This window comes from Aeromonas sp. R5-3 (assembly GCF_040908225.1).
GTDB lineage: Bacteria > Pseudomonadota > Gammaproteobacteria > Enterobacterales > Aeromonadaceae > Aeromonas > Aeromonas dhakensis.
The window spans coordinates 138,573-157,566 of sequence record NZ_JBFODH010000015.1 but is presented as its reverse complement, the minus strand read 5'-3'; the positions used below and the strand labels follow the sequence as shown (position 1 = coordinate 157,566).

General features: G+C 61.6%; 23 protein-coding genes. 11 read left to right on the top strand and 12 right to left on the bottom strand.

The features are described 5' to 3' along the window. Positions 1-60 precede the first annotated feature (60 nt). From AB5Y95_RS07330 to npr, 10 genes are all read left to right on the top strand, one after another. Positions 61-1,056, top strand: coding sequence for a KpsF/GutQ family sugar-phosphate isomerase (locus AB5Y95_RS07330; protein ID WP_024943091.1), 996 nt, complete (start codon positions 61-63; stop codon positions 1,054-1,056). Next, complete coding sequence (gene kdsC / locus AB5Y95_RS07325) at positions 1,056-1,610, top strand: 3-deoxy-manno-octulosonate-8-phosphatase KdsC (RefSeq protein ID WP_017766397.1); 555 nt, start codon at positions 1,056-1,058, stop codon at positions 1,608-1,610. Before AB5Y95_RS07330 ends, kdsC begins: the two co-directional genes overlap by 1 nt. Then, complete coding sequence (gene lptC / locus AB5Y95_RS07320) at positions 1,607-2,167, top strand: LPS export ABC transporter periplasmic protein LptC (RefSeq protein ID WP_268009775.1); 561 nt, start codon at positions 1,607-1,609, stop codon at positions 2,165-2,167. The genes kdsC and lptC overlap by 4 nt, the downstream gene beginning before the upstream one ends. Next, on the top strand, positions 2,154-2,681 hold the full coding sequence (gene lptA, locus AB5Y95_RS07315; protein ID WP_010635928.1) for a lipopolysaccharide transport periplasmic protein LptA: 528 nt from the start codon (positions 2,154-2,156) through the stop codon (positions 2,679-2,681). Before lptC ends, lptA begins: the two co-directional genes overlap by 14 nt. A 3-nt stretch (positions 2,682-2,684) precedes the next feature. After that, positions 2,685-3,410, top strand: a complete 726-nt coding sequence (gene lptB / locus AB5Y95_RS07310; protein ID WP_368160277.1) for an LPS export ABC transporter ATP-binding protein — start codon at positions 2,685-2,687, stop codon at positions 3,408-3,410. 65 nt (positions 3,411-3,475) lie between these two features. After that, entirely contained in the window at positions 3,476-4,915 is a 1,440-nt protein-coding gene (locus tag AB5Y95_RS07305) for an RNA polymerase factor sigma-54 (protein WP_010635929.1), read from the top strand. Between the two features lie 21 nt (positions 4,916-4,936). Beyond that, complete coding sequence (gene hpf, locus AB5Y95_RS07300; RefSeq protein WP_005305957.1) at positions 4,937-5,224, top strand: ribosome hibernation promoting factor; 288 nt, start codon at positions 4,937-4,939, stop codon at positions 5,222-5,224. 2 nt (positions 5,225-5,226) lie between these two features. Then, positions 5,227-5,673 (top strand): PTS IIA-like nitrogen regulatory protein PtsN, encoded by a 447-nt coding sequence (gene ptsN / locus AB5Y95_RS07295; RefSeq protein WP_005305951.1) that lies wholly within the window; start codon positions 5,227-5,229, stop codon positions 5,671-5,673. 42 nt (positions 5,674-5,715) lie between these two features. After that, positions 5,716-6,582 (top strand): RNase adapter RapZ, encoded by an 867-nt coding sequence (gene rapZ / locus AB5Y95_RS07290; RefSeq protein ID WP_005305946.1) that lies wholly within the window; start codon positions 5,716-5,718, stop codon positions 6,580-6,582. 20 nt (positions 6,583-6,602) lie between these two features. Then, positions 6,603-6,875: a PTS phosphocarrier protein NPr gene (npr, locus tag AB5Y95_RS07285; protein ID WP_005305943.1), complete on the top strand. Its 273-nt coding sequence runs from the start codon at positions 6,603-6,605 to the stop codon at positions 6,873-6,875. A gap of 15 nt (positions 6,876-6,890) precedes the next feature. Here the strand turns inward: npr and AB5Y95_RS07280 are convergent, their stop codons facing one another. The 12 genes from AB5Y95_RS07280 to AB5Y95_RS07225 form a co-directional block, all read right to left on the bottom strand. Beyond that, positions 6,891-8,795: a transcription antiterminator gene (locus AB5Y95_RS07280; RefSeq protein ID WP_017766400.1), complete on the bottom strand. Its 1,905-nt coding sequence runs from the start codon at positions 8,793-8,795 to the stop codon at positions 6,891-6,893. A 104-nt stretch (positions 8,796-8,899) separates the two neighbouring features. Further along, complete coding sequence (locus AB5Y95_RS07275; RefSeq protein WP_323992662.1) at positions 8,900-9,640, bottom strand: KDGP aldolase family protein; 741 nt, start codon at positions 9,638-9,640, stop codon at positions 8,900-8,902. Then, positions 9,640-10,755: a DgaE family pyridoxal phosphate-dependent ammonia lyase gene (locus AB5Y95_RS07270; protein WP_323992664.1), complete on the bottom strand. Its 1,116-nt coding sequence runs from the start codon at positions 10,753-10,755 to the stop codon at positions 9,640-9,642. The genes AB5Y95_RS07275 and AB5Y95_RS07270 overlap by 1 nt, the downstream gene beginning before the upstream one ends. Next, positions 10,739-11,878, bottom strand: coding sequence for an amidohydrolase/deacetylase family metallohydrolase (locus AB5Y95_RS07265; RefSeq protein ID WP_368160272.1), 1,140 nt, complete (start codon positions 11,876-11,878; stop codon positions 10,739-10,741). Before AB5Y95_RS07265 ends, AB5Y95_RS07270 begins: the two co-directional genes overlap by 17 nt. 42 nt (positions 11,879-11,920) lie before the next feature. Continuing rightward, positions 11,921-12,571 (bottom strand): DUF4310 family protein, encoded by a 651-nt coding sequence (locus AB5Y95_RS07260; RefSeq protein WP_017766404.1) that lies wholly within the window; start codon positions 12,569-12,571, stop codon positions 11,921-11,923. Between the two features lie 11 nt (positions 12,572-12,582). Continuing rightward, entirely contained in the window at positions 12,583-13,359 is a 777-nt protein-coding gene (locus AB5Y95_RS07255) for a DUF4311 domain-containing protein (protein ID WP_005305923.1), read from the bottom strand. A gap of 40 nt (positions 13,360-13,399) precedes the next feature. Further along, positions 13,400-13,696: a DUF4312 family protein gene (locus AB5Y95_RS07250; RefSeq protein ID WP_005305919.1), complete on the bottom strand. Its 297-nt coding sequence runs from the start codon at positions 13,694-13,696 to the stop codon at positions 13,400-13,402. Continuing rightward, the gene (locus AB5Y95_RS07245; RefSeq protein WP_010635935.1) at positions 13,696-14,061 is read right to left on the bottom strand and encodes an SFCGS family glycine-rich protein; all 366 of its coding nucleotides are present in this window, start codon (positions 14,059-14,061) and stop codon (positions 13,696-13,698) included. Before AB5Y95_RS07245 ends, AB5Y95_RS07250 begins: the two co-directional genes overlap by 1 nt. After that, complete coding sequence (locus AB5Y95_RS07240) at positions 14,062-14,424, bottom strand: PRD domain-containing protein (RefSeq protein WP_021466144.1); 363 nt, start codon at positions 14,422-14,424, stop codon at positions 14,062-14,064. A 299-nt stretch (positions 14,425-14,723) separates the two neighbouring features. Next, on the bottom strand, positions 14,724-15,845 hold the full coding sequence (degS, locus tag AB5Y95_RS07235; protein WP_017779755.1) for an outer membrane-stress sensor serine endopeptidase DegS: 1,122 nt from the start codon (positions 15,843-15,845) through the stop codon (positions 14,724-14,726). An 89-nt stretch (positions 15,846-15,934) separates the two neighbouring features. Continuing rightward, positions 15,935-17,296 (bottom strand): Do family serine endopeptidase, encoded by a 1,362-nt coding sequence (locus tag AB5Y95_RS07230; protein ID WP_005305907.1) that lies wholly within the window; start codon positions 17,294-17,296, stop codon positions 15,935-15,937. Between the two features lie 81 nt (positions 17,297-17,377). After that, positions 17,378-17,758 (bottom strand): YhcB family protein, encoded by a 381-nt coding sequence (locus AB5Y95_RS07225; RefSeq protein ID WP_005305902.1) that lies wholly within the window; start codon positions 17,756-17,758, stop codon positions 17,378-17,380. Positions 17,759-17,898: 140 nt separating this feature from the next. Between AB5Y95_RS07225 and zapE the strand changes: the two genes are divergently transcribed. Beyond that, complete coding sequence (gene zapE, locus AB5Y95_RS07220; protein ID WP_017766407.1) at positions 17,899-18,993, top strand: cell division protein ZapE; 1,095 nt, start codon at positions 17,899-17,901, stop codon at positions 18,991-18,993. Position 18,994: the final 1 nt, after the last annotated feature.

The window sequence follows — 18,994 nt, the reverse complement described above, 5'->3', positions numbered from 1 at the left end:
CTTATCTCGACAGACTTTTTTATAATCCCGCAGCAAATTTCAGCCCGGAGCTGTGCCTTTATGTCTGTAAAGTCTGAAAAAGTGTCTGAACTGTTCGATTTTCGTCGCAGCGCCCGTACCGTGCTGGACATTGAGAAACAAGCGATTGATGGACTCTACCAGTACCTGAACGATGCCTTCGATCAGGCGTGCGAGATGATACTGCGTTGCAGTGGCAAGATAGTGGTCACCGGCATGGGTAAGTCAGGTCATGTCGGAAGCAAGATAGCTGCGACCCTGGCCAGCACCGGCACTCCCGCCTTCTTCCTCCATCCGGGTGAGGCCAGCCACGGCGATCTGGGGATGATCTCCGGCGGCGATCTCATCATCGCCATCTCCAACTCCGGTGAGAGCGACGAGATCCTGGCCCTGCTGCCAGTACTCAAGCGCCGCGGCATTCCGCTCATCTGCATGACCGGCAACCCGGCCTCCACCATGGCAAAAGAAGCCAACGTGCACCTGTGCATCAAGGTGGAGAAGGAAGCCTGCCCGCTGGGGCTAGCGCCGACCTCCAGTACCACAGCGACCCTGGTGATGGGCGATGCGCTGGCGGTGGCCCTGCTGGAAGCCCGCGGTTTTACCGCCGACGATTTTGCTCTCTCTCACCCGGGCGGGTCGCTCGGCAAGCGCTTGCTGCTGCGAGTCGGCGATCTGATGCACAGCGGCGAGCTGTTGCCCCAGGTGGGGATAGATGCCACCATCAGCCAGGCACTGCTGGAAGTGAGCCGGAAGGGACTCGGTATGACGGCGGTGGTTGATAGCAACGGCGTGCTGGCCGGCCTGTTCACCGATGGCGACCTGCGCCGCATTCTGGATCTGCAGGTGGATATCCATCACACCCCGATCAGCCGCGTCATGACGGTGAACTGTGTTACCGTGGGACCAGAGATGATGGCGGCCGAGGCCGTCAAGCTGATGGAAACCAGAAAGATCAACGGATTACTGGTCGTGGATGGCGACAAGCGCCCGCTGGGGGCCTTCAACATGCACGACCTGCTGAAAGCCGGAGTAATTTGATGCAAAACGTACCGACCCTCTATGGTCCGGTGACGCGCAGCCAGTTTGATCAGGCGGCGCAGATCCGCCTGCTGGTGTGCGATGTGGACGGGGTGCTCTCCAACGGCCTCATCTACATGGGAAATGACGGCGAAGAGCTGAAAACCTTCTGCACTCGCGACGGCGCCGGTATGCGGGCGCTGCTCAATGCCGGCATCGAGATTGCCATCATCACCGGGCGCAACTCCCGCATCGTCAGCGATCGGATGAAGAGCCTGGGGGTGCAGCACCTGGTGCAGGGGGCGGATCAGAAGCTGCCCCACTTCGAGGCGCTGCTGGCCAAGCTGGGACTGGATGCATCGCAAGCAGCCTATATGGGAGATGACACCATCGATCTGCCGGTGATGCAGGCCTGCGGCCTCGGCATTGCCGTGGCCGACGCCCATCCGCTGGTGCTAGCGCGCGCCGACATGGTGACCCGGCTGGCCGGCGGTGTGGGGGCGGTGCGCGAGGTGTGCGATCTCATCCTGCAGGCCCAGGGGCTGGGTGATTATCAGCCAGAGGCCTCGGTATGAGCAGACAGACCCTGTTGTTCGCCCTGCTGTTTCTGGTGGCGCTGGCGGCCTGGCAGCTCGGCGATATCGAGCTGGCGCCGGAGCCGACCACCAAGGTGGAAAATTATCAGCCGGACTTCACCGCCAAGAATCTGGTGACGACCCGCTTCAATGCCGAGGGGTTGCGCACTGAGCGACTGGAGTCCCGCTACGCGGAGTATTACCAGATCCTGGAACAGGCCACCTTCGACAAGCCGGTGGTCTACATGTTCGACAAGCAGGGTGAAGCCGAGTGGAAGGTCACCGCCGAGACCGGGGTGCTCAACACCGATGACAACGTGATCCTGCGGGACAAGGTGCATCTGGACGGTCTGCTGCCCACCTCCTTCATCTCCACACTGGATACCCCCTATCTGGAGCTGGATCTGGTGACCCAGAACGTGAGAAGCAATCAGCAGGTCAGCATAGTGGGTAAGGACTTCCAGACCGAGGGCGTTGGCCTGAAGGGTCATCTGGAACGCAAATATTTCGAATTACTGGATCAGGGCCATGCCATCTATTTCAATGAAAAACGCTAATCTGGCCCTCGCGGCCCTGCTGCTGTGCGGCACCGTGAGCGCCAAAGAGTCCGACTTTGCCGAGAAGGTCTATGTGGACGCGGTCAAGCAAGTGGCCGAGCTGCAGGACAATCGCATCACCTTCGAGCAGGATGTGACCATCACCCAGGGTTCCATCAAGATCAAGGCCGACAAGGTGGTGGTGATCCGCTCCGGCGAGAAGGGGGCCGAGGTGATGACGGCCTATGGTAAGCCAGCCACCTTCTTCCAGATCCTGGACAACGGCAAGCCGGTCAATGCCCACGGCAACAGCATCCGCTATGAGCTGAAGAACCGGCTGGTGACCATTACCGGCGATGGTCAGCTCAAGCAGGAAGACAGCCAGGTCAATGGCGATCTCATTCGCTACGACATCGTCAAACAGAAGATGGTTGCCGAGAGCAAGACCCCGAACCAGCGGGTCAAGACGGTGTTCCTGCCGGATCAGGTCGAGAGTTTCGACAAGCCGGCCGATCAGAAGAAGCAGGGAAAATAAGCCATGGCAGTGTTGAAAGCAGCCGGCCTGCAGAAGAGCTACAAGCGCCGTATGGTGGTCAGCGATGTGAGTCTGGAAGTGGGCACCGGTCAGATCGTCGGCCTGCTCGGCCCGAACGGTGCCGGCAAGACCACCTCCTTCTACATGATCGTGGGGCTGGTGCAGAGCGATGCCGGTCTCATCACCATCGATGATCAGGACATCAGCCTGCAACCCATGCATATTCGCGCCCGCAACGGCATCGGCTATCTGCCGCAGGAGGCCTCCATCTTCCGGCGCCTGTCGGTGTTCGACAACCTGATGGGGGTCATGCAGACCCGCAAGGGATTGAGCAGCGAGGAGCGGGAGGACAAGGTTCAGCAACTGCTGGAAGAGTTCAACATCACCCATATCCGCGACAGCCTGGGCCAGAGCCTGTCAGGCGGCGAGCGACGCCGGGTCGAGATCGCCCGTGCGCTGGCGGCGGAGCCGCGTTTTATCCTGCTGGATGAACCTTTTGCCGGGGTAGACCCCATTTCTGTGATAGACATCAAGAAGATCATCCAGCACCTCAAAGATAGAGGCCTGGGCGTCTTGATCACCGACCACAACGTCAGAGAGACTCTGGACGTATGTGAGAAGGCCTATATCGTCAGCCACGGCAAGATGATTGCCGAAGGTGCACCGGCGGAAATACTCGCCGATGAGCAGGTCAAGCGCGTCTATTTGGGCGATCAATTCAGTCTATAGTAAGGGGGCATCTCTTCATTTCCTGTGACGACTGCCTCGCTGACCATAAGGATATCCCGACGTAGATGAAGCCGACATTACAGTTGCGTCTCGGTCAGTCCCTGACCATGACGCCGCAATTACAACAAGCGATTCGTCTGCTCCAGCTCTCCACTCTGGAACTCCAGCAGGAAATTCAGCAAGCGCTCGACAACAACCCCTTGCTGGAGCAAGAGGAAAACGACGTTCAGGAGACCAGCCCGGTCGACCAGGTGGACGTCAGCCAGCTCGATTCCAGCGATGCCATGGCCCAGGACCAGATGCCGGACGAACTGCCGGTGGATACCACCTGGGAAGAGGTCTATTCGGCAGGCACGGCTCAGAGCGCAGGCCCCATCCATGACGGGGAAGACAGCATCTATCAGGGTGAGACCACCGAGAACCTGCAGGACTACCTGTTGTGGCAGATGCGCTTGACCCCGTTCAGCGACGTGGATGCCGCCATCGCCCTCGCCATCATAGATGCCATCGACGAATCCGGTTATCTGACGGTGTCGCTTGAGGATATTCAGGCGGCGGTGAGCAGCGAGGATGTCGAGGTGGAGCTCGATGAAGTGGAGGCCGTGCTCAAGCGGGTGCAACATTTCGATCCGGTCGGTATCGCCGCCCGCTCGGTGCAGGAGTGCCTGCTGATCCAGCTGGGCCAGTACTCACCTGATCTGCCCTGGCTCAACGAAGCCAGGGAGGTGATCCTTGAGCACATGGATCTGCTCGGCAACCGCGATTACCGCACCTTGGCCCGCAAGACCAAGCTGAAGGAGAACGACCTCAAGGAGGTGCTGGATCTCATCCAGCAGCTGGAGCCGCGGCCCGGCAACGGCGTCATCCAGAGCGAATCCCAGTACGTGATCCCGGATGTTTCCGTGGTCAAGAAGGGCAACAAGTGGGTGGTCGAGCTCAACCCTGACTCGGCCCCGCGCATCCGGGTCAACGAGACCTATGCCGCCATGGCCAGACAGGCTCGCACCAGTCAGGATACCCAGTTCATCCGCTCCCACCTGCAGGAAGCCAAGTGGTTCATCAAGAGTCTGGAGAGTCGCAACGACACCCTGCTCAAGGTGGCCAGCTGCATCGTCGAGCAGCAGCAGGGCTTCTTCGAATACGGTGAAGAGGCCATGAAACCCATGGTGCTCAACGACATCGCCGAAGCGGTGGAGATGCACGAGTCGACCATCTCGCGGGTGACTACCCAGAAGTACATGCACACGCCGCGCGGCATCTTCGAACTGAAGTTTTTTTTCTCCAGCCATGTAAACACCGAGGGAGGAGGAGAGTGCTCATCGACCGCAATTCGCGCGCTCATCAAGAAGCTGGTCACGGCGGAGAATCCCGCCAAGCCGCTAAGTGATAGCAAGATCGCGGATTTGCTGGCCGAACAGGGTATTATGGTGGCGAGACGCACGATCGCAAAGTACCGTGAATCCTTGTTGATCCCGCCATCCAATCAGCGCAAACGCCTGGTTTAGGCAAAACAAAAGGAAGACGTTATGCAAATCAACCTGACCGGACACCATGTCGAGATCACCGAAGCTCTGCGTGATTATGTGAACAACAAATTTGCCAAACTCGAGCGTCACTTTGACCACATCAACAATGTTCATGTGGTGTTGAGCGTAGAAAAACTGAACCAGATCGCCGAAGCCAAGCTGCATGTCAGCGGGGGTGAGGTGTTCGCCAACTCGCAGCATGCTGACATGTATGCGGCGATTGATACCCTGCTGGACAAGCTGGATCGGCAGATCATCAAGCACAAAGATAAGTTAAACCAAAAATAACCATGCAACTTGAACACATACTGAGTCGGGACTGCACCAAAAGTGCGGTCCCTTGTACCAGCAAGAAACGCGCCCTGGAGATCATCAGCGAGTTAGCCGCTGAGCGCCTGGGGACCTCTCGTCAGGTGCTCTTCGAGTGCCTGCTGGCGCGAGAAAAGATGGGCAGTACCGGGATCGGAGCCGGTATCGCCATTCCCCACGGCCGGATCGGCGACGAGTTTCCGCCGACCGCGATCCTGATGACCTTCGCAGAGCCTATCCCCTTCGATTCCATCGACAATCAACCGGTTGACCTGCTGTTTGCCCTGCTGGTGCCGGAAAGCGAGTGCAAGCAGCACCTCAAGACCCTTTCCCTGATGGCATCCAAACTGGGCGACAAGGCGGTATGCCGCCAGTTGCGCCAGGCAACCAGCGATGAAGAACTCTATCAGATCATGACATCGGCCTGAGATGCAGGCCCTTGCAATGACGCCAAGCGGTGAGGGAACAAGATGCAATTAATAGTGGTGAGTGGGCGCTCCGGCTCGGGCAAGACAGTTGCCCTGCGTGTGCTGGAGGATCTTGGTTATTACTGCGTGGATAACCTGCCGGTCAACCTGCTGCCCCAGTTGATCGTCTCGGTCGAGAGCCAGTATGACAAGCTGGCGGTCAGCATCGACGTGCGCAACCTGCCGGCGAGTTCCGACAAGCTGGAAACCCTGCTGGCTCAGGTACGCAACGAGGGGCGTGTGGAGTTCACGAGTTTCTTCTTCGATGCGGAAAACTCCACCCTGCTCAAGCGCTACGGCGAGAGCCGCCGGCTGCACCCCCTGTCGCGCAACAAGCTGTCGCTCGACGAGGCGATCCGGGAAGAGACCCACCTGCTGGCACCGCTCTCCTCGACGGCCGACCTGCGCATCGACACCACCAACCTCAGCATTCACGACCTGAGCGAGCTCATCAAGACCCGGGTGCTCGGCAAGAAGGAGAACGAGCTGGTGCTGGTGTTCGAGTCGTTCGGCTTCAAGTACGGTATCCCCAAGGATGCCGACTTCGTGTTCGACGCCCGCTTCCTGCCCAATCCGCACTGGATCCCCGAGCTCAAGCCGTTCACCGGCAAGGATGAGCCGGTGGCCCGCTACCTCTCCAGCCAGCCCGATGTGATGCAGTTCATCCTGCAGATCGAGAACATGCTGGCGACCTGGTTGCCCCACCTGGAGCGCAACAATCGCAGCTATGTGACTGTCGGCATTGGCTGTACCGGTGGTCAGCACAGATCGGTATTCATTGCCGAGCAGCTGGCCGGCGCCTTTCGCCTGCTGGGCAAGAACGTCCAGATCCGCCATCGCACCCTCGACAAGAGTGCGCCGCAATTTTGATGGACCAATAGGAAGATCAGATGACCGTCTCAGCCTCGGTGGAAGTGAAAAACAAACTGGGCATGCATGCCAGACCAGCCATGATGTTGTTCGAGCTGGTGCAGGGGTTCGATGCCCACGTGTTGCTGCGCAACGAAGAGGGGGTCGAGGCCGACGCGGACAGCGTGATCGGCCTGCTGATGCTGGACTCCGCCCAGGGCAAGCAGGTGGAAGTTCAGGTGGAGGGGCCCGAGGAAGTGGAGGCCCTGGCCGCCGTGGTGGCGCTGTTCACTTCGGGCTTCAACGAGGAGTAATCGGCCCCTTCATGCTCAAGGTGCGCTGCGTGCCAGCGCCTTGAAGGCGGCAAAGTCCCGACAAGCCAGCAGATTTCTGCTGGCTTTTTCGTTCATCAAGGCCAGGAACAGGTCGTAGAGCCCCATCGCCTCCTCATAGTCGGCCTTGGCGATGGCCAGCACGAAGACGAGGGTTGCGCTCTCGCCGTTGCCCCAGTCGATCCCCTGCGGGGCCAGCACGGTATAGACCAGGGTGCGGCGCGCCAGCAGGCCGAGGGAGTGGGGCAGGGCGATGCCGTCCCCCAGCAGGGTGGAGACGATCCGCTCCCGCTCCTGCAAGGATCCCCGAAAGCCGCTCTCCACCAGATCCTCCGCCTCCAGCTGGCTGCAGATGCGATCAAACAGCGCTCCCTGGCTGAGCGGTTCGCTGACCACCATGAAGTGGTCGGCATCGAAGTACTTGTCGAGCAGGTAAGGGCGGGTGCGATCGACCAGCACCAGCTTGCCGAGCTGCTCCAGCTGGTACTGGGTCGGGAAGGGAGCGACCTGCACCACGGGCACGTTCTTGTCGCTCACCTTGACGGTGCTGATCACGAAATCCTGCTCGACTCGCGCCAGCCCTTCGTAATCCCGCACCGACTCCAGCGTGGTCAACTGCAGCTGGGGATATTCCCGCTTGATGCGGGCCTCCAGCACCCGGAAGGTGGCGTTGCCCGCATCGCACAACAGCAGCGCCTGGGGGCGGCGGGTGTAACCGATGTCGTAGTGACGCTCCAGTCCGACCCCGATATGGATTACCAGATAGCCTATCTCGTGGTGGGTCAGCCGGTAAGGGGTCTGCTTGATCCACTCTGAAATGGCCGCCAGCGTGATGTCGTAGGCGAGGGGGTAATACTGCTTGATATGGTCTGCCAGCGGATTGTGGCTGCCAATCTGGTATTTGACCCGCAGCAGCATGGCACTGATATGGGTCTGCAGGTCGGCCCGCAGTTGCAGGTCGCCGCGCAGGTCATAGGGGTAGTGCTGGTGGATGTAGGCCAGCAGATGCTCCACCAGTTGTTCGCTCTCGGCCGCCATGGCCGGGCTGAGCTGGGGGGAATCGGCGGTGAGGCGGGCCTGGATCTGAATGGCGAGGCAGGCTATCTCCTCCTCCCCCGGCGGGGTCAGGGTCGGCAGCTCGCCATAGATGTCGTGGGCGACCGCCAGCAGCGGCGCCGTGAGATCCTCGCTGGTGAATTGGCGCAGCTCGTGGCCCGCGGCCTGGCGCAGCAGGGCGACGGCGCAGTAGATGGCGAGCTGCTGCAGACTCTCGTCGGCCAGACGCAGCTGGTGGCGGCCGAGTTGCTCGTGGATGTGATTGCCCACTACCTCCAGCGTCTTGCTGGGACAGAGGTTGGGCAGCAGGCTCTGCAGTGGGTTGCTGTGCAGCAGCTCCTGATAGAGCAGCTGGGTGAGGCAGGCGCGGATGGCCGTCTCTCCCCCCTGGATCCGCATCCCCTGCCTGGGTTTGCTGTCGATGGCGAGGTCGAAGTGGGCGAGCCGATCCCGCACCTCCGCCATGTCCCCCTGCAGTGCCGCCCGGCTCAGATACCAGGTGTCCGCCAGCTCGTCGAGCTTGATGCCCTGCTCCGCCGTCAACAACAGGATCTGCAGGTGCAGCACTCGCTCACGGCTGGTGCGAGGCAACCCGCTCTCCTGCTCCTGGGCCGCCAGCAGCGCCGCGAACAGCTCCTGATTGTAGATCTTGAGCTGATAGCCGCTGCCGCGCTGGTGGATCAGGTGGGCGCCCCGGGTGGCGATGATCTCGTTGAGGGTCGCCACGTCGGTGCGCACGGTGCGGGTGGAGACGTTAAGGCGGCGGGCCAGCTCCTCCTGCGGCAGCGGTTCGGCGTGGAGCAGGGTGAGCAGTTGCTGGAGTCTGGGGTGGGGCAGCTTGGTCATGAGGGGGGATCGGACTCCTGTCGCGGAATAGAAAATCGATGTTAACAAGCGAGTCAATGACAAGCCAGGCACCGGCCAGTGATCGGACCGGTGCCTGAGGGCTGTCAGGCCAGCAGCCGCTTCACCGTGGCCAGCAGGGTCCGCACGTCCTCGGGACGGGTCTGACCGCTTGCGCTGTCGATGATGGAGCTGTAGATGTGGGGGATCACCTTCTCGACCCCGGCATCCAGCGCAATTCGCACTATCTCCTCGAAGTTGTCGAGATCGATGCCGCCGGTGGGCTCCAGCCAGAAGCCGTGGCGGGAACAGGCCTCGGCCACCGCCTGATACTCGGCGCGGCAGGTCAGCCCGCCCATGGGGAAGAACTTGACCGAGCTGCCACCCATGTCCTTGAGCAGGGCGATGGCGGTATCGATGGGGATAATCCCGTCCGGCTGCCCGGCGCTGAGCGGGCCTGTGGAGATCTTCACCATGCCCGGCGTACCGGTAGGGGAGATCAGCCCATTCACCAGCGTTTGCGATTGGCCGAGCAGCGCCCGGCTGGCGCCGACCCCGGTGAACACCTGGTTGACGTGCTGGGGCTGCAGCTGGCGAGCCAGCTCGGCCACCATGGCGGACTGGCGCGGATCGCCGGCCCCCAGCCCGATGGAGAGGGCATTGTCGATTAGCTTGGCGTAGGCCTGCATGTCGGCCACTGCGGAGGGCACATCCGGGTAGTTTTTGGAGAGCACGCCGACCAGCACGTGACCCTCGGCGGCTTCATAAATGTCGACGGCATTCTGTCGGGAGCCGGCCAGCACGTTGAGGCAGACCCGATCGCGGTAGTAATTGGGGGTAAGAGACATCAGTTGTTCTCCTGAACGAGGTGGGCAATGGCGGCATGGATCTGGTCGAGCTGGGGCAGGGTGACGCTGCGCACGTCGATCTCGATGTGCCCCTCGTTGGCCTTGTAGCCGCGGCAGTAGATGGCCGGCGTACCCTGTTGCAGACGGGCGACGACCTGCATTGTGGTCATGCCGATCTGCTGGTGGTCGAAGGCGATATCGGTGCGGGCGATGTCGCGCCCCGCGCTGTCCCACACCACCTTGGCGCTGACGCCGGGCAACTGGTTGAGGCGCTCGATGAAGGGGGTCATCTTGGTGACCATGGCGGCGCCGCTCTCCTTCTCTTTGGCCAGGTAGCGCTCGATGGCGTGGGTGAGGCCGAGGATCCCCTCTTTGCCCACCTTCATGGCACGGCCGATGCCGTTGGCCTGCTGTTTGACCCACTCCACGTACTGGCGCTTGCCAAGCACCAGGCCGCTGGTTGGCCCTTCGATGGCCTTGGCGCCGCTGTAGATGACCAGATCCGCCCCCTGGTTGTAGTAGAGACGCAGATCCTCCTCGGCCGCGGCATCGACGATGAGCGGGAGCCCGTGGGCCTTGGCCACCTCGGCTGCCTCGGCCACCGACAGAATGCTCTTTTGCACGCAGTGGTGGGACTTGATGTAGAGGATGGCGGCGGTATTGGGATTGATGGCGGCGGCCAGCTGGGCGGCAGAGCACTCGTTGGCGTAGCCTGCCTCCACCACCTTGCCGCCCCCCAGGTTGACCATGGTGCCGACCGGGGCGCCGAAGTTGACGTTGTGTCCCTTGGGCAACACGATTTCGCTCGGCACACTGTGGGCATGGGCGTGCAACTGCTCGAGGCGGTAGGGGTCGCCGCGCACGATCACCGCGGCCACCGACTGGGCGATGCCGGCGCTGGCGCAGGAGACCACCACCGCATCTTCCACATCCAGCAAGCCGGCCAGGTAGGCGCCGGTCTTGTTGACCAGATCCTTCACCTCGAAGTAGTGGCCGAGGCCGAAGTTGACCGCATCGACCACCTCCTGTTCGGGGGTGGAGACGCCGAGAATGGTCATGCGCCCGGAGGCGTTGATCACCGGTTTGAGCTGATATTTCTCATACACAGAAGGCATGGTGTGATTTCCCATAGTGAGTCAGAACCAGTTCACCACCGACCAGGGCGGCGAGGGGCAGCAACTGCCGATCGCCATTGCGGGCGCCGGCTTCGGTATCGGTAAAGAGGGTGGGGCCGTTCATCACCTCGAACAGGGTCAGGTCAGCATCGGCGCCCACCTCGAGTCGCCCCTTGCCGGACAGGCGCAGGGCATCGGCGGCATGGTGGGTGACGCAGGCCAGCACCTGCTCCAGGGTCATGCCGATGGCGAGAAACTTCGACATCACGTGGGCCAGGCTGTAGACAGGCCCCTTGATGCGGTTCTTGCAGTAGATATCGGAGCTGATGGTGCGGGGCAGGATCCCCTGGGCAATGGCCAATTCCGCCACCTCGAAGCTGAAGCTGGCGCCGCCGTGGCCGATGTCGAGCAAGAGGCCCCGCTGCATCGCCTCACGCACCGCCTGGCGCAGCTCGCCGGCCGGGGTCAGGATGCGGTTGGGCTTGCCGTTGAAGCAGTGGGTCAGCAGATCGCCATCCCCCAGCAGGGCGACGATCTCGTCCAGATCCGGCGGCGTGTTGCCCACGTGTACCATCAGCGGCAGCCGGCCGTGGGCCTGTTGCAGTGCCTTGGCCATGCGCAGCGGCTGCAGGCCGTTCTCACCCACCACGCTGCCGCTCATCCGCGCCTTGATGCCGACGATGAAGCCGGGGTGGCGGGCAATGGCCGCCGAGGCGAGATCCATGTCGAGGTCCCGGCTGTCGGCCAGCTCGTTCTGGCGCAGCAGGCCGATACGGGAGATGTTGAGCAGGGCATGCACCCGGGTCTTGCAGCCAGTGGCGAGACGCTGGAAGTCGTCCACGTCGTCGGCCCCGGTGCTGCCGGCGTCGATGACGGTGGTGACGCCGGACTCCACGCCCACCTTGTCCGGCTCATCGTGATAGAGGGGGGAAGCGGGGTAGCAGTGGGTGTGGCCGTCGATCCAGCCGGCGCTCACATGCACCCGGCCGCCGAGATCCAGGGTCTGCTGCGCCATGGCCGTCTCCGGCAGGGTGCCAAGGGCGGCGATTTTGCCCTGCTGGATGGCGATATCGACGAGCTGGCCATCTCCCTGGCGCCCCGCTCTGATGATGATGTCGTACATGTTGATGGCCTCTAGCGTGCCGCCCCGCAGGGCGGCGGATGGTTATGCAAGCGCAACCGGGAAGAAAGTACCCAGCAGCATGGCCCCCAGGATGGCACCGCCGGTGATGGGCTTGCCCCACACGTAGAACAGCAGCGCACCCAGCAGGGAGCCGATGCCGATGGGGATCGAGGCACCCATGGCGGATAGGATGATGAGGGGGCCGAGGAAGCGGCCCGAGCTGTTGCCAGCCCCCATCATCACATCCGCCCCGTAGGTGGAGTTGCTCTGGTTGATGGTGAACTTGCGCGCCAGGATGATCACGTAGCCGATGGCCAGACCAATCACCATGCCGGTCACCAGCGAAGCGGGGAAGTTCTCCACCGGATAGATGATGCCGGCCCCCAGCAGCAGGGCGGGCACGCCGAGGCCCACCCCGGTCTGGATGGCACCGCCGATGTCCAGGATCCCCACCAGGGAGCCCTCGATGATGCGGGCGAACAGGAAGCTGGCGCCGAAGGCCGCCACCGCGCCGTAGGCGCCGGTGTCCATGCCGGCCTTGAGCATGGCGACGAAGGCCACCTCGTTGAAGGCGCCGACCCCGTACAGGTAGAACATGTGGGTACCGGCAAAGACCCCGGCCGAGAGCAGGCCGACGAAGATGGGGAAGGACCAGTCGGCATACCAGAAGTTGTTTTTCAGTTTCTCATCCATGGCGTGACCCCTTATTTGCCGCTCAGCAGGTTATGGACGTTTTCCAGCCACAGGGGAATGCCCAGATGGAAGGACTCGATGAGTTTCATGTCGAAGCCGCGGAAGAAGCCGCTCAGCACGAACAGCAGGACGATGGCCGCCATCATCACCTTGGTGACGTGGTTCCAGCCGCTCTCTTCCACCCCCTTGCCGATCAGGATGCCGAGCACCAGACCCGGTACCGCGTTGCCCATGATGAGCTGGGCCAGACCGCCGAAGATGGTGGCCCAGAAGCCGGACTTCTTGCCCGCCTCGATGGCGGCCAGCCAGAAGATCACCGGCATGACGGTGTTGACCAGCAGGTTGGCGGCCGGCACCAGTACCTTGACCGCGGTGACCTGCAGGGCGGCCGGTACGGCGGCGGCGGTGCTGTTGAGGAAGGCGACCACGATGGCACCTATGATGCCGCAGGCGATGGCCATCTTCTTCGGGTCATGCAGGGTGGTGGCGAGATCCCGGTTCTTGATCATCAGGGCTGCCGCACCCCAGTTCGGCAGGATGCGGTGATCCACGTCCTGGGTGAAGGCGCCGGCTGCGACCGTGGAGGCCCAGGCGTTGAAGAAGAAGCCAAGACCAAACGAGAAGTGGGAGGCGGGATCCCCTTCGCAGGAGTTGAGCTCGCCCAGGGTACGGAAGGCGCCCATCCCCTGCACGGTCGGGGCGTGGAACATTCGTGCCGCGCCGGCCCCCACCCCGACGCCAACCAGGCCGCCAATGATGAGTGACTTGATAAATATGATTAGAAACATCCCATGTATCCTTCTTGTGGCGGTGTTGCCGCGGGCGGCGTCACACCCGGGTAAAGGTCACCTTGTCGGTGTCCAGGCTGGTGACCCTGACCGTGATGGCGAGCCGAACCCGGTATTCGTGGCGTTGGCGCGGCAGGAAGAAGAACAGGAACTTCTCCACCCGGACTGACTCCTCGGCCTCGATCACCTCGACCTCGACCGGTTCGATGCGCAGCAGCACCCGCGGGTTGTCCTTGAGCAGCGTGGATTGCACCTGGCTGAGGGCGGCGGCGAACGCCTGCTGACGGGTCGCGCCCTTGCCGTTGACGGTGACCCGGGTGGTGAAGTCCTCTTTCATCATGCGTGTCCGTGTTTCTTGGCAAACGCCTCGACCAGCTTCTGGCCCAGTTCTTCCTTGTCCATGAAGCCGAAGCCGAGCACCACGCACCCCTCGTTGATGGCGGTCACGCCCTCCTCGATGGATCGCATGCCGTAACGGCACTTGTAGCCGTACTTGGTTTGGGCCGTGATGGCGCCGGCACCGCCGCTGCCGCAGAAGGAGATGCCGAGATCCGCCTGCTCCTTGTTCATCACGTCGCCGAGCTTCATGTCGGCGGCCATGCCGGGGATGACGGTCACGCTGGCACCGGCAGCTTCCGCGCCTGCACCCACTTTCTGGCCCTTGCCGAGGCGATCACCGATCACGAGTTTGATGGCTGTCATTTAGCTTTCTCCTTTGACTGAACTGAGTTCGTTTTCTTTGGCTACTTCGAAATGGACGGACAAGAGGTGTGCCTCTTCATAGGCGAGCCGCTCCAACCAGCTGACGACCTGTTCGGCCAGACGCAGGGAGAGGGGGGAGATCTCCTCGAACAGGCTGAGGTCGACTTCCGGCAGCGGCTCGCCACTGTGGGAGCGCCACACCATGGCTTTGACGTGAGAGGCCAGCATCTGCTGCTGTACCTCGTTGGGACGGATGCCCTGTTCGGCCAGCAGGATATGGATGCGAGCCAGGATCTGGTCGGTTTGGCGCAGCAGGGCCGGGCTGTCCGGTGTCAGGGGCTGGTCATGGGTCTCTGTGTGCAATGTCTGCTCTCCAAGGCTGGCAGAAGGGATAGCGTTACCCTAAGCCGGTCATGTTCGGGAGAGGAGGCACCGTTTTTCCAATTCGAAGCGGAAATTCGCGTGTCAGCTGGCCAATTGAAGCCGCTTTTGCGGCATCAAGCGGAAAAGAGTGCTCATTGGCGCCTGTTTTGTGTGATCAGGGGCGCACTTGGCATTGGATGAGGGGCTGCTGGCCCTTGGCTGAAACTGTGAGTCGCCTCACGGCCGGGAGTGGAGAAGGGAGGAGAAGGGGGCAATTCCTCGCCCCGACCATGGGGATGTCAGCTGGCGGTAGCCGCGCTCGCGCTGGCCCGGTTCTGGTAGCGCAGATCCTCTTCGATGGTGACCTCCACCTCCAGCGGTTTGCCGTCGCGGATCACCGAGATGGTGAGTTTGGTGCCGGGCCGGCTCTCGACGATCTTGTCCATGGCGGCCCGCACGCCGCTGATGGCCTCGCCATTGATCTTGAGCAGTACGTCGCCCCGTCGCAGTCCGCCCTTGGTGGCCGGCCCGTTGGGATCCAGGCTCTCCACCACCAGGCCGCGAAGGTCACCCAGATTCATCATGCGTGCGACGATGGGATTGATCTCGACGCTGGAGATGCCGAGGTAGCCGCGTATCACCCGGCCGTTGGCGATCAGCTCGTCCATGATGCGCTTGGCCAGCTTGTAGGGAATGGCGAAGCTGATGCCGTAGCTCTCCTGATTGCCGTTGAGATGGTAGGCGGCGGTGTTGATGCCCACCAGATCGCCGCGGGCATTGACCAGGGCGCCCCCCGAGTTGCCCTCGTTGATGGCGGCGTCGGTCTGCAGCAGATCCTGCCGGCCGTTGCTGTCCGGCCCCATGCTGGATAGGCCGATGCGGCCGGTGGCGCTGATGATGCCCTGGGTGATGGTCTGGCCGACGTTGTAGGGGTTGCCGATGGCGAGCACCACGTCGCCCACGTCGGGCAGCCGCTCCGGATCCTGCGGGATCACCGGCAGGTTGTCCGACTCGATGTAGAGCACCGCCAGGTCGGTGAGCTGGTCGGTGCCGACCAGTTCGGCGCTGAACACCCGTCCGTCCTGCAGCGCGACTATGATCTGGTCCGCATCGGCGATGACGTGATAGTTGGTCAGCACGTGGCCGCGCTGGTTCATGATGACGCCGGAGCCCAGCCCCTGCGGCCTGAGTTCGGTCTGGTTGCCCTGATTGCGGGCGAAGCTGCGGGTATAGATGTTGACGACGGCAGGGCCGGCGCGGTGCGCCGCGTAGGAGAAGCTCAGTTCACGGGCATTGGTGATGAGGCCGGGCAGTTGGGCCCCGCCCCGAAAATTGGGAAACAGCAGCAACAGTAGCGCCGCCACGGTGAGACCGAAGCCGACAGACTTGCCCAAGTAACTGACTATAGGGGGGATTTTCATGTCATTCTCATCCGTACATAGAGCGGGCAGAGAATAACACTATCGGTGGATAAAAATCACCCGCGGCAGGCGCCGCGGGTGAGAGGAGATTAACGAATTACCAGGTAGAGCGAAGAGTCGCCGCGCTGGATGTTGAGGGCCAGCACATCCGGCTTGTTCTTCAGTGCCTTGCTCAGCTCTTCCAGCGAGTTGATGCGCAGGCGGTTGACGCCGATGATGACGTCGCCCTTCTGCAGACCGGAGGCGGCGGCAGGGGAGCGCGGATCGATCTCGGAGACGGCCACGCCGCTCACCGGCTCGCTGGTGGTACTCAGCTTGGCCCCTTCCAGTGCCGGGTGCAGTGCGCTGGCCAGGATTTCACTGTCATCCGCCTTCTTCAGGGTGACCTTGACGGTTTGCTCCTTGCCATCGCGGATCAGGCCGAGGGCGACCTGCTTGTCGGCCCCCATGGTGGCAATCTTGGCCCGCAGTTCGCCGAAGGAGCGAATGGCCTTGCCATCGATGCTGACGATGATGTCACCCGGCTTGATGCCGGCCTTGGCGGCGGCAGAGTCAGGCATGACCTGGTTGACGAAGGCACCGTCCTTCTTGTTGTAGCCGAAAGTCTTGGCCACTTCGGAGGTGAGCTCGGTTCCTATGATGCCCAGCTGGCCGCGACGGACTTCACCGTATTTCACGATCTGTTCGGACAGGTCGCGCACCATGTTGGACGGAATGGCAAAGCCGATGCCGATGTTGCCACCGTTGGGGCCCAGGATGGCGGTGTTGATGCCGATCAGCTCGCCACGCAGGTTGAGCAGGGCGCCACCCGAGTTGCCCGAGTTGATGGCCGCATCGGTCTGGATGAAGTTTTCCAGGTTCTCGATGTTGAGGCCGCTGCGACCGAGCGCACTGACGATGCCGGAGGTGACGGTCTGGCCGAGACCGAACGGGTTGCCGATGGCCAGCGCATAGTCACCGACCCGCAGCTCGTCAGAGTCGGCGAATTTGATCTGTACCAGATCCTCGGCCTTGATTTGCAGCAGAGCGATGTCGGACTGCTTGTCTTCGCCGATCTTCTTGGCGGCGTATTCACGGCCATCTTTCAGGTTGACCTTGATCTCGTCCGCCTCGTGCACCACGTGGGCATTGGTGATCACGTAGCCCTTCTTGGCGTCGATGATGACGCCGGACCCGAGCGCCTGGAAGGGCTGCTCGCTCACCTGTTCGTCAGGCATGTTGGGACCGAAGAAGAAACGGAACTGTTCCGGCAGACGCTGGCGGGTGATCTTCTTGCCGGAGACGGAAATGTTGACCACGGCAGGGGTGACTTGTTCGAGTACCGGCGCCAGGCTCGGCATCTCCTGATTGTTCGCCAAAAGGGAGGGCAGTGCAGCCTGCACGGGGGCCGCAGACATGGCGATACCGACACTGAGGGCTAACACACTGAGCACAGAAAGAGGTTTACGCATATGAAAAACAGCTCCCAGAAAAAGTTGCAATGCAATCGTGAAGGTCTGACCACGATACAGCGCAATTAGTTCCGCGGGGAACTAACTGGACTGCTTGAGCAGACCGGAGGCCCCTGCATAGTCACGGGGCGGTACACCCGGTTCTTCATTGGCCGGGACATCGCTGCTCTCGTCGAGCAGGGTTTCACGGAACAGCGGCTCCTGGGCCTTGGCCAGGAATTTGCTTTGCTCCGCCATATGGCGATAAAGGGTCTGGTATTGCTCGGCCAACTGCTCCATCAGGGCGGCACTGTCGGCGAAGTGGGTATTGATCTGACCCTGGTAGCTTTCCAGTTCCTTGTGAGCCTTCTTCAGTTCTTGTTCCAGACGGCCGGCATCCCGGCTGCGCACTGTGAAGCGACCGATGATGATACCGATAATCAAGGCGGCGACAGCCAGCAGGATCCCGTTTAACAGACTCATAGATGCTCCTTGTTACAGCTAAACCAATGTATGTTAATGCGGCCTGAACGGCCGCTACGCCTTGATGGCACTATACCGTGCACCCCGAGGGCGTGATACCATTTTGTCCTTCATTCAGGGACTTGAAGGCAATCGACAGGATGACCCCGCAGCAAAAATACCAGCAGGATTTGCAGCGCCCCGGCTTCGTGGCCGACCCCGCTCAGGCGATGGCCGTGGCCCGTCTGGAGCGACTCTATCAGGATTTGTGCCAAACCCCGACTCCGACCAGATCCCGCGGTCTGCTGGGCTGGCTGCAAAAGCCGAAGCCCCGTACGCCCATCCTGGGGTTATATATGTGGGGTGGCGTGGGCAGAGGCAAGACCTGGCTGATGGATACTTTTTTCGACAGCCTGCCCGGGGAGCGCAAACTGCGTATCCACTTCCACCGTTTCATGCACCGGGTGCACGATGAGCTCAAGGGACTGACCGGTCAGGCCGATCCGCTCAAACTGATCGCCCGCAAGCTGGCCGACGAGACCGACGTCATCTGCTTCGACGAATTTTTCGTCTCCGACATTACCGATGCCATGCTGCTGGGGACCCTGTTCCAGGAGCTGTTCGGCCATGGGGTCGTGCTGGTAGCGACCTCGAACATACCGCCGCAGGATTTGTATCGAAATGGTTTGCAACGTGCCCGTTTTCTACCGGCCATTGCCCTCATAGAGCGTCATTGCGAGATACTTAACGTGGATGGCGGTACCGATTATCGCCTGCGCACGCTGGAGCAGGCGGAGATATATCACTTCCCGCTGGATCGGCAGGCAAAATCCAATCTCGAGCTCTATTTTCAACAATTAACCGGGCTGCAACAGGCCCTGGCGGGCCAGGTCGAGATCAATCACCGTCAGCTGGCGTCGCTGGGGATGGGGGAAGGTGTGCTCTATATGGAGTTCGAGCAACTTTGCTGCACACCCCGTTCCCAGAGCGACTATATCGAGCTGGCGCGGCTGTTTCACACCGTCCTGCTGGCCAATGTGCAGCCCATGGGGGCAGGCACGGATGACGCGGCACGCCGCTTCATCGCCATGGTGGACGAGTTCTATGAGCGGCACGTCAAGCTCATCATGTCGGCGGCGGTGCCCATGCAGGAACTCTATGGTCACGGGCTGCTGGATTTCGAATTCCAACGTTGTCTTTCACGGCTTCAGGAAATGCAATCGCACGAATACCTTGCCAGAGTGCACCTTCCTTAGT